Here is a 14,403-nt window from a genome sequence, read left to right as displayed (position 1 = left end):
ATCGCTGATTTGCGGTGCTATCGTAAAAGTGGAGCGTGGAGTACGATCCAGCAACTTGTCGCAGCGGCATAGCTGTGCAATTTGTTATACACACTATCGAGAGTTGGATTAAAAAAATCCCATGTTTTTTGACTACCTTACGTTATGCCTCCAGGGAATGCGGGTTAAGGAGCACAACCCAATCACTGAACTGGCTGCAAATGCCTGTTTTAACCAGAGATCAGAATCAGTTTCCGGTGGAACGAAGAGGGCTGCCGAATGTTCGAACCTGAAAGCACTCAATTGATTAAAGTCCATTAGACGCACTATGCCAAAGACAAAACCCAGAACTGCACTGGAAACGGAAATCATTGATTTGCTTTCCAAAAAACAACAGAGGGGGATTACACTATTGTACGAACATTACTCGCCTGCACTGTATAATATCATCCTTCGCATTGTACAGTCAGAGGAAATCGCTGAAGAAACGCTACAGGACAGCTACCTAAAAATTTGGGATAACTTTTCGAAGTACGATTCCAGCAAAGGTCGGCTTTTCACCTGGATGGTGCGTATTTGCCGCAATTTGGCGATTGACAAGGTCCGTTCCAGCCAATTTAAGAAAGGAAATCGAACTGAATCCATCCCTGACTCCGTATATAATAGTGATTCACTCAGCGAAGAGCTGAACACCTCCGACCCGGGCTTACGAAAAGTCGTTAGCAAAATGGATGACAAGACCCGGATTCTTATCGAACTCCTATATTTTAAGGACTATACCCAACGGGAAGTGAGCGATGCGCTCGACATTCCCCTTGGCACGGTCAAGTCACGGTCGAGAAAAGCGATTCAGGTCCTACGGCAAGTCCTGGGCAATGAGGGCTTTTTGTCGGCTATTTTCATCACCATGTTCGAAACGATAAAGCGATATTTTGGATCCTAAAGCATACATAGCGTCTGGTATTCTTGAGCAATATGTGCTCGGAAAGCTCACTCCGGAAGAAATGGCGGAGGTGGAGCAAAATGCGGCGCAATACCCGGAAATCAAGGAAGAAATTGAAGCCATTGAGCTGGCATTGGAGGAGTATGCCCTGCTGCACGGGCAAACGCCACCGCCCGGTGTGCTGTCCACTATTCTCCAAACCCTCGATGAGCGGGGCACACAGGCTCAGTTAAAAGGCCCCCGAAGCAGCCGTACCCTTTTGGCGATAGCCTGGGTATTGTTTTTTGCAGCGGCCCTGGGCTGGCTTTACGCCTATCAGCAAAACCAGGAAAGTACAGCAACTATTGCTGCGCTATCGGAAGAAATCAACACGATTGAAAGCAGCTGCGACAGCGTGCAGGCTACCAACGACCGCCTGCAGGCAGAACTGGAGTTTCTGCGCAACCCCGATACCCGCAATACCCGTATGAATGGCACTGACCTTTCACCGGAAGCCATTGCCTCCGTCTTTTACAATCCGGCATCCGAGGCTACCCTCATTGATGTGGGCAGCCTGCCCGTGCCGCCTTCCGACCAGCAGTACCAGCTTTGGGCTATTGTGGACGGGGCGCCGGTCAGTATGGGCGTCTTTGAAGTCAATACTGATACTTCAGGGCTTCAGCCGGTAGCCTACGTAGAAAATGCCCAGGCTTATGCGGTCACCCTTGAGCCCCGCGGAGGTAGCGAAACCCCTACCCTGGAACAAATGTATGTGATCGGAGAGATATAAAAGGTTGCCCACTTAAACAAAGAAGGGGAATAAATCCAATGCTGGACTTATTCCCCTTCCCTTTTATGGCAAACATGGTATCAGCTCAGAGGGCTAATACAATAGTCAATCTTTTAACGTGCCTTAGCTTAGTCCGGTGACAAGCAAAGACACCTCATTATTCAGTACTTCCACGAAGCCGCCTTTAATCGCATACCTGATCTTACGCCCGGCTTCGCTTGCCGTTTCCAGTGCGCCGGTCTCTTCATTGAAGAAACGGTATTCCCCTCTTTCTGTAGTGATGGTAATGTAGCCCGCATCCAAAGAAGATACAATTGGCGCGTGGTTTTTCAATACCTGAAATTCACCATCCGTGCCAGGCACTTTAACTGAAGAGATCGCACCTGAAAAAATCTTCCGGTCCGGAGTCAGCACCGTAATATTCATAATGACTTAGTTTATAAGGCGGTACCGGAAGTCAGGCTTCCGGCACCTAATACAATCGTTTCAGGATGTGGGAGGAAAAGCTTAAGCCTCAACCTCAGCCAGCATCTTCTTACCTGCTTCAATCACCTCGTCGATGTTGCCCTTCAGGTTGAAGGCCGCTTCCGGATATTCGTCCACTTCACCGTCGATGATCATGTTAAAGCCACGGATGGTTTCCTCAATAGGCACCAGTACACCTGGCAGGCCGGTAAACTGCTCTGCTACGTGGAATGGCTGAGAAAGGAAACGCTGTACGCGGCGGGCGCGGTGTACCACCTGCTTGTCCTCGTCAGACAATTCCTCCATACCGAGGATAGCGATGATGTCCTGAAGCTCATTGTAGCGCTGCAGGATGTTCTTCACACGCTGAGCGGTATCGTAGTGCTCATCACCGATAATAGCCGGGTCGAGGATACGAGAAGTAGAATCGAGCGGATCCACCGCAGGGTAAATACCTAGGGAGGCAATCTTACGGCTCAGTACCGTTGTCGCGTCAAGGTGAGCGAAAGTTGTAGCCGGTGCTGGGTCTGTCAAGTCATCCGCAGGTACATATACCGCTTGTACAGAAGTGATAGAACCGCGCTTGGTGGAAGTAATCCGCTCCTGCATCAGGCCCATCTCTGTAGCCAGGGTCGGCTGATAGCCCACCGCTGAAGGCATACGGCCAAGCAGTGCCGACACCTCAGAGCCAGCCTGCGTAAAGCGGAAGATATTATCGATAAAGAAGAGGATATCACGACCGCCCATGGGGTCTTTCATATCACCATCGCGGAAGTACTCTGCAATCGTCAAACCGGAGAGTGCCACACGGGCACGTGCGCCGGGAGGCTCATTCATCTGACCGAATACGAAGGTTGCTTTGGAATCCTCCAGCTCTTTCATATCGACGCCGCTGAGGTCCCAGCCACCTTTTTCCATAGACTCCATGAAGTGCTCGCCGTACTTGATAATGCCCGCTTCGAGCATTTCCCGCATCAGGTCATTACCCTCACGGGTACGCTCACCTACACCTGCGAATACAGAAATACCATCGTATCCCTTCGCGATGTTGTTGATCAGCTCCTGAATGAGTACGGTTTTACCTACACCTGCACCGCCGAAGAGGCCAATTTTTCCACCCTTCAGGTAAGGCTCGATCAGGTCGATCACCTTGATACCGGTGTAGAGTACTTCTTTCTCCACGGAGAGGTCTTCGTAGATAGGTGGCTTACGGTGGATAGAAGCCGAACCCGTTTGGTTGGCCACTGCACCGATACCATCGATTGGCGTGCCTACCACGTTGAAGAGACGGCCTTTGATGCCAGGGCCTACAGGCATCGCAATTGCTTCGCCGGTATCCTGAACTTCCATTCCGCGAACCAGACCATCCGTTGCATCCATAGCAATGGCACGAACGCTGTCTTCACCGAGGTGTTGCTGAACTTCCATCACCAAAATTTCGCCGTTGGGACGGTCGATTTTCAGTGCGTTGTTAATTTCGGGGAGTTTCGAACCCTCAGCAGAAAAACTTACGTCCACTACCGGGCCGATAACTTGCTTCACATGACCGATGTTTGCCATATCAGTGCGTGTATTTAGTTGAAACTAGAATATCTTTTAAAAATCGGCACAAATTTAGGCTTTTGGGTTGATAATCAAAAGCGAAACCTTTTTATCGTAAGCTTGTCATCTCTTTTTTTATGGCTGACTTACTAATGCACAACCGGTATTTGCTCCCGGTCACGCCTCTCTTGCCACACTTCTCGGCACCAAACCCCCTCTGCCCCTTATTTTATTCGGAGCTCTGTTTCTGCTACAGTATTTTCACGATGGCGGATTTTTCATAACAGGACAAGGAAGAATTTTACGAAAGCGCGCCAAAGTGAGCGCCCATGCGATACCAACCGATACAGAAAAAGCCAGCCACGCCTTAATTTGGGGTTTCGAAACGGGACCAGAATGCGTTTTGCTTCAGGTCAGGCAAGCCCTCTCCTCTTCGACACTCCCGCTAGAACTTTACTGAACGATAGCAAGGAAATATCTTTTTTTCGATTCGCAACCTGATAAGTGATTAGTGCCCCAAACTTCAGGAAGCACAGCAATTCTTTAGGGCAGCCCGCAGCTAGGCCAAGCCTGCCCCAAAGAACGCTTTCTAAAAGCGGTAGCCTACCTGAAATGCAAGCTGTAAAACTTGATAATCCAAAGTCACACTGCCAGGCAATCCTACCGTAGTTGTGCCGTCAGAAATATTGACGAAGATTTCGCCATCGTGCATGGCTTCAATGTAATTTAAAAAAACGCTTAGCTCTATCTGTTCATTTATCTGCGTGCCGATGAGCAACCCCAGCCCTCTTGACAGGCTAATGTCATGATCTTGGTCAATTAGAATATCTACATCCATGCCATCGATGACCGTTTGATAACTCGCATCCAGGTCTCCCATCGTTTGAATACCAACATGGGGCACCAAAGCAATATTGAACGAACCGCCAAAGTAGCCCAGTTGAGGTGCCAGCATAAAGTGAAAAGCGTTGTAACCGCCCCCATCCACAGATCTGACGGACTGTCCAGTCCCGGCAATAAGCCCGTTGCGTATGGCATCAGCATTAAACGAGTTAGAGGTCATACCCATACGCATCCCCAAAGCAAAAACCTTTCCGATACGGTAAGTTGCTCCTGCCTGAAGTGCGAAGCCAACTTCGGCTTCTTCCACATCCTCAAAGGACCTAACAGGCAAAGCCATGCCGGCGGTTAAATCAACAACCCAGCCTTTTTGAGCGGAAAGCAGTACAGGTATACAGAAAAACGCAAGCGCGCATAACAAGGATTTCATAGTACTTTTTTTAGTGATAAAATAAGGCTTCTAAAATACACCACGATCCGGAAAAAAGCTACTTTTTAACAATGTTAAATGGGTTCCTTTTCGCTCTATATCAAATTCCGGTTTTTTCTTTTTTATGGCCATACATTTTCCCCTTTGCTTCCTATCTTCCGCAAATGATATGGGAAGCCCTTTCAAAACTAGCCCTTTTGGGCACAGAACGCGGACAGTTGCCACCGGAAGTGCTAAAAGCATTGGAGCAGGTCGGGATACAGGCCACGCAGGCACCGGAAGAGGTATTGCTTGAAGGTGCTGCCCTGTACCATCAACTCCGCCGTGCAGGTTATCCGCTGCAGCAACCGGAAGCACCTCCTGATCCTATACTACAAAGCAAACAGGCGGCCGCACCACCGCAGGTAGCACGACAGATGGAACACATCGTTCGCGGCAACTTCCGGGAAGCCCTGCCGGAAGCGTTGCAGCTCTTACAGCAGGCCAATTTGCCCCTGCCCCCTGAGCACCTGCCGGCTCTGCTTTACAAGGCCGCTAAAAAACCAGAGTTCTGGCTTATCCTCCGGCCAATCCTCGAACCGGCAAATTTTGAACTCCTGCGCTTAAACCCGGACTGGGCAGCAATCGCGGAGCGCCCACCGGCAGCAAACTGGCAAAACGAAACGCAAGCCGGTCGGGTGCAGATGCTACGGCACCTTCGCTATGAACAACCGGAGCAGGCAACATCCTGGTTAACCCCTTGCTGGGGAGAGTTGACTCCGACTGAAAAAAAGGAACTGATCAATACACTTGACACCGGGTTAAACGCATCAGACCAGCCATTCCTGGAAGCCCAATTGTCCGATAGCCGAAAGGAAGTGCGGCAATCAGCAGCACAGTTGCTGCTCAAGATCCCGGATGCCCCTTTGCAAGACACCTTATATAAAGAAGCTGCAACCTGGCTTACCCTACAGAAAGATGGCCGCCTGGATTTGCATGCGCCCCAGAAGCCCATAGCCGCTTTCAAAAAGCTGGGGCTGTACAGCAACAAAAAGCATAAGTACACCGGCGGTGCACGGGCCGGACAAGCCTATGATATCCTCTCCAAGGTACCCCCCAAGCGCTGGGAAGCCCATTTTGGAAAGCCCACCCTGGACACCCTACGCCTTTTTGCCCGTGGCAATCAGCAACAACTTCTTACCGACGCTGTTGCGAATGCAGCCCTCCTGCATCAGGACCATCGCTGGATAGAAGCGCTGCTCCGGCATTGGTGGCGTACGGATAACGAAGTGCGGTGGAACAGCGCCCTGGGCAAGCAACTTATGGCTGCTTTACCGGACCCTCTTTTCAACGAAATCATGAGCCAATATCTAAAGCAGCATCAGGGCTATATTGATGAGCGCAGTTTTGCCGGACAATTGTTATGTTTGGGCGCACATCAGTGGGAAAGTCGTGTGGCCCGGCAGGTGCTCCAAAACTTCAGGGACTGGCTCAACGCTGCGCAGTCGGTCTACTGGAACATGTGGCACTACAAACGCATCCTCAGGGTGGCGGCCTATCAGGCACCGGTGGACATCCTGCCTGGTTTTAGGACCGGCTGGAACCAACGAACGCCCATTTGGGGCAACTGGGAAGGCGATATTGAGCGCCTGCTGAAAACACTGGCTTTCCGCAAAGACCTGAACGAGGCGCTAAAACCGCCCGGCAAAAATTAGCATTACACCACAACACCATAATATATGGCTACCAACGCTGCCATCCGATTACAAGCTGAAGACGCCTACGCTGAGGAGCTTAAAGCCCTACAGGCTTCCGACGACCGCCCCCGCCCAACCAACTGGAACCTTTCGCCCTGGGCGGTGATGACTTACCTGATGGGTGGGGAACTGGAGGATGGCACCAACATTTCACCTAAATACTTTGGCAACCGCCGCCTGATCGAAGTCGCGGTCGCCACCCTGGCTACCGACCGGGCGCTGTTGCTCACCGGCATCCCAGGTACTGCTAAAACCTGGGTATCGGAACACCTGGCCGCAGCAATCAGTGGCAACTCCAAACGGCTGGTACAGGGCACCGCCGGCATGGCTGAGGAATCCCTGCGCTATGGCTGGAATTACGCCCGCTTGCTGGCTGAAGGGCCCTCTGAAAAAGCCCTGGTGCCCAGCCCGGTCATGGTGGCCATGCAGGAAGGCCGTATTGCCCGGGTGGAGGAACTAACCCGCATCCCCAGTGATGTGCAGGATGCGCTTATTACCATCTTATCAGAAAAAGCCCTGCCCGTACCGGAGCTCAACTCGGAAGTACGGGCGCAGCGAGGCTTCAACCTCATCGCTACGGCTAACGACCGCGACCGGGGCGTCAATGAACTATCGAGCGCCCTGCGCCGCCGCTTTAACACCGTAAGCATGCCGCTGCCGGCCACCCTGGAAGAAGAAGTGGAAATCGTCCGGCAACGGGTAGCACAAATCGGCAGCACCCTCGAATTGCCGTCACAGGCGGCGCCGGTGGAGGAAATCAAGCGCCTGGTCACTATCTTCCGCGAGCTGCGCAGTGGTAAAACCGAAGACAGCCGGCGCAAGCTCAAAGTACCTTCCAGCACACTAAGTACAGCAGAAGCCATCTCTGTGATCAATAGTGGGCAGGCGCTGGCTGTTCATTTTGGTGAAGGGGAAATCCGGGCGGAAGACATTGCCGGCAGTTTGCTGGGTGCAATTGTTAAAGACCCGGTGCAGGACCGCACGGCATGGGAGGAGTACCTGGAGACGGTAGTGAAAGAGCGCAAAGGCTGGGGGGACTTGTATGAAGCTAGCAAGGGGCTGTTGGGATAATAGGAAACGATGTGCAAAGTGCCAGATTTCCGGATATTTCACAGGTTCTCCCAACGCCCCTTTGAAATTTCTGTGCGATATTTGGACTGTTTTTCAGGCACTTACAAAAGCACCTTTGCGATTTTTTTATCAAAAGCCTTGTTTATTGGATTAAAGAGCGCTACCTTTGCACCTGCCTTTTCAGAGGCAGCCCGATCAAGGCGAAACAATTAAGAAAAACAGGCGCAAAAAGAAGGTGCATAACTTCGCTCGCATCACTCCGTTTCCTCCTGGTTTTCTATTGATCAACAATTAAATTTTTGAATAGTGGATACGCTAAGCTATAAAACGCAATCTGCAAAGAAAGAGGGAGTAGAACGCAAGTGGCACATCATCGACGCTGAAGGCGAGGTGGTTGGCCGTATGTGTACCAAAATTGCTTCTGTACTCCGTGGGAAGCACAAGCCTTCCTACACGCCTCACGTCGATACGGGCGATTATGTCATTGTCATCAACGCAGGCAAAGTCCGGTTCACCGGCAACAAGCTGGACCAAAAGGAATATCAGCGCTACTCCGGCTACCCCGGCGGTCAGAAGTCCCGCACAGCTAAGGAGATGCTGGACAAAAAGCCAATTGGTGTAGTGGAAGCTGCCGTACGTGGTATGCTGCCTAAGAACCGCCTGGGCCGTGCGATGTTCAAGAAGCTTTTCGTTTACGAAGGCGCTGAGCACCCACACGAGGCACAGAAGCCGGAAAAACTGGAACTTTAATTTTAAAAAAGCAGGACAATCTCGATAAATATGGAAATGATCAATGCCATTGGGAGAAGAAAAGCGTCTGTAGCCCGCGTTTACCTCAAGAAAGGTGAAGGCAAAATCGTTATCAACGGTAAGGACTACAAAGAGTACTTCCCTCAACATCACATCCAATATAACCTTACAGATCCTTTTCAGACGGTAGAAGTGGAGAACATCTACGACCTGAAGATCAACGTAAATGGCGGTGGCTACAAGGGCCAGGCCGAAGCGATTCGTATGGGCATTGCCCGTGCGCTCGTCAAACTGAACGAAGACTTCCGCAAGCCGCTGAAGGACAAGAAGTATCTTACCCGTGACTCCCGCGTTGTTGAACGTAAGAAGTACGGTAAGCCTAAGGCACGTAAGAGCTTCCAGTTCAGCAAGCGTTAATTTTCGTTATTCAGTATTCGTGGCGGGCTGTCTGCGTACGGCTCGCTTCCAAATTCAAACTTTAGCAAAAAGAAAATGGAAAAGCCCACCTATAAAGATTTGTTGGATGCAGGTGTGCACTTTGGCCACCTCAAGAGAAAGTGGAACCCCAAGATGGCACCTAATATTTTCATGGAGCGCAAAGGGATTCACATCATTGACCTGAACCGCACCCTGGATAGCCTGGAGCGCGCTGGTAATGCCGCCCGCCAAATGGCAAAGTCTGGTAAGAAGATCATGTTCGTTGCGACGAAGAAGCAAGCCCGCGAAATCGTTGCCAATGCAGCGCGCGAAGTCGGCATGCCTTTCGTAACAGATCGCTGGCTCGGTGGTATGATGACCAACTTCTCCACGATCCGCCGTTCGATCAAGAAGATGAACAACATCGACCGTATGTTCCAGGATGGTACGCTGGATAACGTAACCAAGAAGGAACGCCTTACCCTGACCCGCGAGCGCAACAAGCTGGAGCGCGTACTCGGTGGTATCGCGAACCTGAACCGACTGCCTTCTGCGGTATTCATCGTGGATATCCACCACGAGCATATTGCCGTAGCAGAGTCGCACAAGCTGGGACTGAAAACTTTCGGTATGGTGGACACCAACTCTGATCCTTCTCAGGTTGACTACGCTATCCCTGCTAACGATGATGCATCCAAGTCGATCGCTATCATCACCAACTACATGGCAGAGTGCATCCGTCAGGGCCTCAAGGACCGGGAGTCTGCCAAATCAGAAAAGGAAGCAACTGCGAAGGGCTAAGCTTTCACGGTTCCTGGATTTTATTACCACACCATTACAATATAAGATATAATGAGTGCAAACATTTCTGCTGCCGATGTCAAAAAACTGCGCGAAATGACCGGCGCAGGTATGATGGACTGCAAAAAAGCGCTTAAAGAAGCTGAAGGCGACTTCGAAAAAGCCGTTGAGGTACTTCGTAAGAAAGGCCAAAAGGTCTCTGCCAAGCGTGCAGACCGTGATGCCAACGAAGGCGTTGTTGTTGCCCTGGTTTCTGATGATAAGACCAAAGGTGTTATCGTTAAGCTGAGCTGTGAAACCGACTTCGTAGCTAAAGGCGACGAATTTATCGGCTTCACCAACAAAGCTGCCGAACTGGCACTGCAGCACTTCCCTGATACACTGGAAGACCTGCTCAAAGTTGACATGAACGGCCTTTCTCTGGGCGACCGCGTCACAGAGCTGGTAGGTAAGATCAATGAAAAGATTGAACTGGACACCTACGAAAAGCTGGAAGCAACGATGATCAGCCCGTACATCCACATGGGCAACAAAGCTGCTGTTCTCGTAGGCATGAACAAAGCAAGCGACGACATCTACGAAGGTGGCCGCGACGTAGCTATGCAGGTAGCTGCCATGAAGCCGGTTGCAGTAGATAAGGATGGCGTAGACCAGTCTATCGTCGACAAGGAGATCGAAATTGGTAAAGAGCAGGCGCGCCAGGAAGGCAAGCCCGAGCAAATTATCGAGAAGATCGCTATGGGTAAGCTCAACAAATTCTTCAAGGAAAACACCCTGCTGAATCAGCAGTTTGTTAAGGACAGCAACGAAACTGTGGCTTCCTTCCTGAAGAAGTTTGATAAGGAACTGACGGTTACAGACTTCAAGCATGTAACCCTCGGATAAAATTTTCGAAAGGCGGATTGGTTATCTAATCCGCCTTTTTTTATATCATTGACTTAGATTGGGTCTGCTATGCAACATGCGTAACAGACCTTCGTGGGATTACTGCAACCTACTGCGACTTTAAGCTTCATAAACAACTGGCAATATGGCACAGCTCAAATACAACAGAATCCTGCTCAAACTGAGCGGGGAATCCCTGATGGGCGATCAGGGCTTTGGTATCGATTCCAAGATGCTTTCGCACTACGCAGAGCAGGTGAAGGAACTTCTTGAGCTGGGCGTGCAGGTAGCAATTGTCATCGGTGGTGGCAACATCTACCGCGGGCTGCAAGCCAATGAGTCAGGTATCGAACGGGTACAAGGTGACTACATGGGCATGATGGCTACTGTGATCAATGGCATGGCGCTCCAAAGCGCCCTGGAAAGGGTAGGTGTTTATACCCGGTTGATTTCTGCTATTGAAATGAAGCAGATTGCTGAGCCGTACATCCGTCGCCGGGCTATCCGCCACCTCGAAAAAGGACGGGTCGTTATTTTTTCTGCCGGCACAGGCAGCCCTTACTTTACCACGGATTCTGCAGCCGCACTACGCGCCAATGAAATCAATGCAGACGTCATTCTGAAAGGCACACGTGTGGATGGCATCTACAACGCCGACCCGGAAAAGGACGCCACTGCCACCAAATTTGACAACCTTACTTTCGCCAAAGTAATCAGCATGGGACTGAGTGTGATGGACATGACAGCCTTTACCCTCTGCCGGGAAAATAACCTCCCTATTGTTGTATTCGACATCAACACCAAAAGCAACCTCAAGGATATCGTAGAGGGCAAGCCTATTGGCACCCTTGTCGAAGGGTAAATTGCTAATGCCCGCACCCTATAGGTGAGCCATCCGGCAGTCGGGATGCCTTTGGCAAGTGATACGCTGAAGGTGCTGCCTTAAATTTCTTTATTTCACCCAGCATGTAGCTGAGGTGAGCCCGTTCCTCCCGTTCGGGCCGGTCAGCCAACCGCTTTTCAAAGCCCCGCTCAAAAGCATCGACCTGATAGCGGGCGGCACCTGCCACCTGAGGGGCAACTTGATCGTCTCCTGCCAATCTCAGCAAATGCAGTATGAGCCGCTTCTGCCCTACTCGCGTAATGGCACGCTCTGCCGGGGTATAGGCATCATCCATTGTTTTCCACAAAGCTTCAACAAAACGGTCAAGGTGGATGCTCTGCAAGTCACCCTGTGCTTCCTGATTCACCATACGGGCCAGCCGTTGAGGATGCAGCATCAGGCTAAGCGTATGGTCGATTGCGGATTCTGCGGCTGCCATCGGGTCGAAAACAGTACCGGTATAGGGCTCAAAATATTCCCGTCCCCGGCTATACCCCATAGGCTGAGGAGGAATCAGGTTGAGAATATCAGCCGGGATCACCAGCTCACCCGGCTTAACCGTTCTCAATAACGCAGTCATGGCAGCACTTTGTTCCGGCTCCGGTACAGGGAGGATCACCGGCTGGCCGTCACCCCGCAGTGCATAGGTGTAATAATATCCGCCCAGAAGCTTGCTACAGGCCGCAACCTGATACCGGTGCGACAAATAAAGTGGCGTCAGTACCCGCTCCAGCGTGGACATAGGCTGCCCTTCCGGAATATTGGCTTCCCCAAAGCGGCTCAGGGCTTCTCGCCGCAAATCCATAATGCGGTTAAGCTCCTCTGATGCAGAAGTGCCATTATCCCACAAGTGAGCCAGTGGATGGGCCGTACCGTCCGACCGCGCCCCATCGTCTGAAATGTAGTGCAGCCCCGCTTCCACCCCTTCCATTAATATGGCATTGAGCGCCTTCTTTACGTCTGTACCCTTTGAGAACTCCGTATACCCATACCGGATCGCCAGTTTGTCCCAGGCACCTATGCCTGTATCGTAGGCTTTGGAGAAATCAACGGCCCCGTCCTGTCCCAATTGTAAAAGCGGGTGTGGATAGTCCATCACAGAGGCACGGTTGTTTATACTCGCAGCAAAATTATGTGCCAGCCCTAAAGTATGCCCTACTTCATGGGCAGAAAGCTGCCTGAGCCGCGCCAGGGCCATTTCCTTTAGCCTGGGGTCCGCTACCTCTCCGGACTCGTAGGCTTCTATAAGCCCCTGTGCGATCAGGAAATCCTGCCGTACCCGGAGGGAGCCCAAAAGCACATGCCCTTTGAGGATTTCTCCGGTACGTGGGTCGGCTACAGTGGTCCCATAAGACCAGCCGCGAGTGCTGCGGTGTACCCAGTTGATGATATTGTAGCGTACATCCATGGGGTCGGCGCCTTCCGGCAAAACTTTAACCAGGAAAGCATCGATGAAGCCTGCTGCTTCAAAGGCTTCATTCCACCAGCGGGCCCCTTCCAGCAATGCAGACCGGATGGGCTCCGGTACGCCGGGATCCAAATAGTAAACGATGGGCTCAACCGGCCGGCTGCGTTTGGCTTTCGGGTTGGCTTTCTCTAAGCGGTGACGGTAAATTAGACGCTGCGTCAAAGGCGCATCAATAGGAGCAGCGTAGTCCTGAAAAGTCAGTGGGAAATAGCCTGAGCGTGGATCATAAACCCGGGGCTCAAATCCATCATCCGGCAATTGCACAAGAGAATGGTGCATGCGTACCGAAAAGGAAGCCGGCGTAGGGGCAACTGATTTGAGCTCTTGCCCGCGTGGTGTGCCTGTAAAAGTGAGCAGGGCTTCAAACTCCGTATTTTCGGGGAAACTCCTGGTCCGGTCCAGCCAAAGGATGCTGTGCGCTTCATCGAGTGTAAAATCTCCTTGCTTACGTTCCTTCAGCCGCTCTGCAACACCGTGGGCATCGCGCATGAGAAAGGGAGTCCAGTCAATCAGCACTTTCCCACTTTCCTCTGCTTCGACTTTAAAGCCCCAGAGCACGGACTGAGCAAATGCTTCTTCCACGGATTGCTGCTCAAGCAGATTTTGAGTGCGGGCGCGGAATTTCAGGTTGGGCTCCTGCAACAAGACTTTCTGCCCTTCTCTGATAAAACGGACCACTCTGGTGTCTCCGAGCTGATTGCGGTCGAGCCCGATGTCATTAGAGCCCAGCCCGGCGGTCAGGCTGTTGATGTAAAGCACCTCTTCGCCCATTTGCTCCACTTCCAGCCAGATTTTGCCCCCCTCCTGATCGTAGTAATAGGTGAAAAAGCCATTATTAGGCTGAAGCCCTTTTGTCTTTTCTGCGATGGTGGGTACTTGAGCATGCAGAAGGGTCATCCAGCCCATCAGGACAACGGGCAGCAGGTATTTTCTCATCGCCTTTTTTCTTAAAAGTAGAGAAAATTTCAGAACTTGACGGAGAACCAAAGTCCCCTGATATGAAATATGGCCATTTGATCGCAGCCGCTTTATTCGCGTTATTTGCCTATTTCCAACTTAACGACCCGGACCCCTGGGGCTGGATTGCGCTTTACCTGAGTGTCAGTGCCGTAGCCCTGCTTGCCTTTTTCCGGCAACCCTTTCGGTGGCTGGCTATTGCGGGGCTTGTGGTCATTGTCTTCTGGGGCATACAATTATTCCCCGCTTTCCTGGACTGGGTTTCGATGGGCGCCCCCTCCATCACAGAAGAAATGAAGACCGAACAGCCCCATATTGAGCTGACCCGGGAATTTCTTGGGCTGATGTTCTGCGCCCTAATGTTTGGCGGCTACCTCATCAGAGGCCGTAAAGGCTGGACATAACGATCGTATTTGATTTTTGCTCATTAAAATGCATCTGTCCGCAAAAAAGAGTAAATTACAACA

The 14,403-nt window shown here is 51.3% G+C and carries 14 protein-coding genes; 10 read left to right on the top strand and 4 right to left on the bottom strand.

Annotated features, from left to right (window positions below; genetic code table 11):
• Positions 1 to 307: 307 nt before the first annotated feature.
• Together MRY86_RS21455 and MRY86_RS21450 are read left to right on the top strand one after the other, a co-directional pair.
• A complete protein-coding gene (locus MRY86_RS21455; protein ID WP_293567925.1) occupies positions 308 to 922 on the top strand; it encodes a sigma-70 family RNA polymerase sigma factor in 615 nt (204 codons plus the stop codon).
• On the top strand, positions 912 to 1,691 hold the full coding sequence (locus MRY86_RS21450; protein ID WP_293567927.1) for an anti-sigma factor: 780 nt from the start codon (positions 912 to 914) through the stop codon (positions 1,689 to 1,691). The genes MRY86_RS21455 and MRY86_RS21450 overlap by 11 nt, the downstream gene beginning before the upstream one ends.
• 123 nt (positions 1,692 to 1,814) lie before the next feature.
• Here MRY86_RS21450 and MRY86_RS21445 read toward each other — a convergent pair whose 3' ends face one another.
• From MRY86_RS21445 to MRY86_RS21435, 3 genes are all read right to left on the bottom strand, one after another.
• Positions 1,815 to 2,117, bottom strand: coding sequence for a F0F1 ATP synthase subunit epsilon (locus MRY86_RS21445; protein ID WP_293567929.1), 303 nt, complete (start codon positions 2,115 to 2,117; stop codon positions 1,815 to 1,817).
• Between the two features lie 81 nt (positions 2,118 to 2,198).
• Complete coding sequence (atpD, locus tag MRY86_RS21440; protein WP_293571915.1) at positions 2,199 to 3,716, bottom strand: F0F1 ATP synthase subunit beta; 1,518 nt, start codon at positions 3,714 to 3,716, stop codon at positions 2,199 to 2,201.
• Positions 3,717 to 4,287: 571 nt separating this feature from the next.
• Positions 4,288 to 4,968, bottom strand: a complete 681-nt coding sequence (locus MRY86_RS21435; protein ID WP_293567932.1) for a hypothetical protein — start codon at positions 4,966 to 4,968, stop codon at positions 4,288 to 4,290.
• Between the two features lie 197 nt (positions 4,969 to 5,165).
• On the opposite strand from MRY86_RS21435, the gene MRY86_RS21430 reads away from it, so the two are divergent.
• From MRY86_RS21430 to pyrH, 7 genes are all read left to right on the top strand, one after another.
• Positions 5,166 to 6,662, top strand: coding sequence for a DUF5691 domain-containing protein (locus tag MRY86_RS21430; protein ID WP_293567934.1), 1,497 nt, complete (start codon positions 5,166 to 5,168; stop codon positions 6,660 to 6,662).
• A 24-nt stretch (positions 6,663 to 6,686) separates the two neighbouring features.
• The gene (locus tag MRY86_RS21425; protein ID WP_293567936.1) at positions 6,687 to 7,775 is read left to right on the top strand and encodes an AAA family ATPase; all 1,089 of its coding nucleotides are present in this window, start codon (positions 6,687 to 6,689) and stop codon (positions 7,773 to 7,775) included.
• A 306-nt stretch (positions 7,776 to 8,081) separates the two neighbouring features.
• Complete coding sequence (gene rplM / locus MRY86_RS21420) at positions 8,082 to 8,525, top strand: 50S ribosomal protein L13 (RefSeq protein ID WP_293567938.1); 444 nt, start codon at positions 8,082 to 8,084, stop codon at positions 8,523 to 8,525.
• A gap of 30 nt (positions 8,526 to 8,555) precedes the next feature.
• Entirely contained in the window at positions 8,556 to 8,942 is a 387-nt protein-coding gene (gene rpsI / locus MRY86_RS21415; RefSeq protein ID WP_293567939.1) for a 30S ribosomal protein S9, read from the top strand.
• 75 nt (positions 8,943 to 9,017) lie between these two features.
• Positions 9,018 to 9,743 carry a 30S ribosomal protein S2 gene (gene rpsB / locus MRY86_RS21410; protein ID WP_293567940.1) on the top strand — a complete coding sequence of 242 codons (726 nt, stop codon included), beginning with the start codon at positions 9,018 to 9,020 and terminating at the stop codon, positions 9,741 to 9,743.
• 51 nt (positions 9,744 to 9,794) lie between these two features.
• The gene (gene tsf, locus MRY86_RS21405) at positions 9,795 to 10,628 is read left to right on the top strand and encodes a translation elongation factor Ts (protein ID WP_293567941.1); all 834 of its coding nucleotides are present in this window, start codon (positions 9,795 to 9,797) and stop codon (positions 10,626 to 10,628) included.
• A 145-nt stretch (positions 10,629 to 10,773) separates the two neighbouring features.
• Positions 10,774 to 11,490 (top strand): UMP kinase, encoded by a 717-nt coding sequence (gene pyrH, locus MRY86_RS21400; RefSeq protein ID WP_293567942.1) that lies wholly within the window; start codon positions 10,774 to 10,776, stop codon positions 11,488 to 11,490.
• A 4-nt stretch (positions 11,491 to 11,494) separates the two neighbouring features.
• On the opposite strand, the gene MRY86_RS21395 is transcribed toward pyrH, so the two are convergent.
• On the bottom strand, positions 11,495 to 13,915 hold the full coding sequence (locus MRY86_RS21395) for a zinc-dependent metalloprotease (RefSeq protein WP_293567944.1): 2,421 nt from the start codon (positions 13,913 to 13,915) through the stop codon (positions 11,495 to 11,497).
• 62 nt (positions 13,916 to 13,977) lie between these two features.
• On the opposite strand from MRY86_RS21395, the gene MRY86_RS21390 reads away from it, so the two are divergent.
• Positions 13,978 to 14,340, top strand: coding sequence for a transmembrane 220 family protein (locus MRY86_RS21390; protein WP_293567946.1), 363 nt, complete (start codon positions 13,978 to 13,980; stop codon positions 14,338 to 14,340).
• Positions 14,341 to 14,403: the final 63 nt, after the last annotated feature.

Source organism: Phaeodactylibacter sp., assembly GCF_022763345.1.
Taxonomy (GTDB): Bacteria; Bacteroidota; Bacteroidia; order Chitinophagales; family Saprospiraceae; genus Phaeodactylibacter.
The sequence above is the reverse complement of the archived record's forward strand: the minus strand, read 5'-3'. Positions and strand labels throughout refer to the sequence as shown.

What these genes read in the sequence shown, in the direction of transcription:
- MRY86_RS21390 (WP_293567946.1), top strand. Translation starts at nt 13,978, where the DNA reads ATGAAATATGGCCATTTGATCGCAGCCGCTTTATTCGCGTTATTTGCC.
- tsf (WP_293567941.1), top strand. Translation starts at nt 9,795, where the DNA reads ATGAGTGCAAACATTTCTGCTGCCGATGTCAAAAAACTGCGCGAAATG.
- MRY86_RS21455 (WP_293567925.1), top strand. Translation starts at nt 308, where the DNA reads ATGCCAAAGACAAAACCCAGAACTGCACTGGAAACGGAAATCATTGAT.
- rpsB (WP_293567940.1), top strand. Translation starts at nt 9,018, where the DNA reads ATGGAAAAGCCCACCTATAAAGATTTGTTGGATGCAGGTGTGCACTTT.
- MRY86_RS21425 (WP_293567936.1), top strand. Translation starts at nt 6,687, where the DNA reads ATGGCTACCAACGCTGCCATCCGATTACAAGCTGAAGACGCCTACGCT.
- rpsI (WP_293567939.1), top strand. Translation starts at nt 8,556, where the DNA reads ATGGAAATGATCAATGCCATTGGGAGAAGAAAAGCGTCTGTAGCCCGC.
- atpD (WP_293571915.1), bottom strand. Translation starts at nt 3,716, where the DNA reads ATGGCAAACATCGGTCATGTGAAGCAAGTTATCGGCCCGGTAGTGGAC.
- MRY86_RS21395 (WP_293567944.1), bottom strand. Translation starts at nt 13,915, where the DNA reads ATGAGAAAATACCTGCTGCCCGTTGTCCTGATGGGCTGGATGACCCTT.
- MRY86_RS21435 (WP_293567932.1), bottom strand. Translation starts at nt 4,968, where the DNA reads ATGAAATCCTTGTTATGCGCGCTTGCGTTTTTCTGTATACCTGTACTG.
- MRY86_RS21445 (WP_293567929.1), bottom strand. Translation starts at nt 2,117, where the DNA reads ATGAATATTACGGTGCTGACTCCGGACCGGAAGATTTTTTCAGGTGCG.
- pyrH (WP_293567942.1), top strand. Translation starts at nt 10,774, where the DNA reads ATGGCACAGCTCAAATACAACAGAATCCTGCTCAAACTGAGCGGGGAA.